The following is an 851-nucleotide window of genomic DNA, read 5'->3' on the forward strand; positions in this document are numbered from 1 at the left end:
GGCCAGAGTAAACTCACTAACGCTTGCCGAGTCATCATATTCAATCTTTTTAGCATCTTCCCACTCTCCGCTAGCGTTACGATTAAGCATTAGATCATATCGACCTCCAGAAGATTGACGCCAAGCAACGTAGAGATCGCCATTATCAGAAATTGAGGGTTTAGGTTGAACCGCAAAGTGTGTTTCTGCACCAACAACATCAACAAACTGTGTTTCATCACTGCTCAGAGTTGCATCACTTGATACATTGAATCTTCTTGCTCTAACTCTGTCGAAGCCCGACACTTCCTGTGACCACACCACCACACCAAGACCTGAGGAACTAAGAGATAATTCAAGGTCTTGGGCGTCTCCCAAAACATCGGCTCCTGATACTGTATCAATATAAATTGGAGCGCCAAACCCCAAACCATTAAACCCGGTAATAAAATTAAAAGAAAGCAGCCTTACACGCTGAACACCGGCAGAGCTTTGTTGAATGAAACCACCAACAACCCCTCCAGAATCACTTAAGCTAAAACTGGTATTTCTAACCTCACCATCAACAGAAGACCCACTTAAAAGATCTCGTGGCCCGCTCCATGCATTCCCATCAAACATGTTAACCCATGCTGTCAGCTGTGCGTCAGGAGACCTTGGCTGAATCCATATAACGACCGCATGCCCCAGCTCATTAATAGCGATTTCTGGAGAGTAAACGCTACCAAGACCAGCACTATCCAACCTTAATGAGTTAACGCAGGAAGAATCAAGAGAGTCAGGATTCTTGCGGCAATGCCGTGAAGCAGACTCAGTTCCGGGTAGAACCCAGACTTCCTGATCCGCTAGATATTGACTTGCCCAAATCTGTG

Annotated in this window: 1 protein-coding gene; it reads right to left on the bottom strand. The window is 45.7% G+C overall.

The window, feature by feature from the left end; genetic code table 11:
- Positions 1 to 851: hypothetical protein (locus A3729_RS32130; RefSeq protein WP_197475516.1), on the bottom strand; the 851-nt coding region annotated here is incomplete at both ends.

The sequence above is a fragment of the Oleiphilus sp. HI0043 genome, from assembly GCF_001634935.1.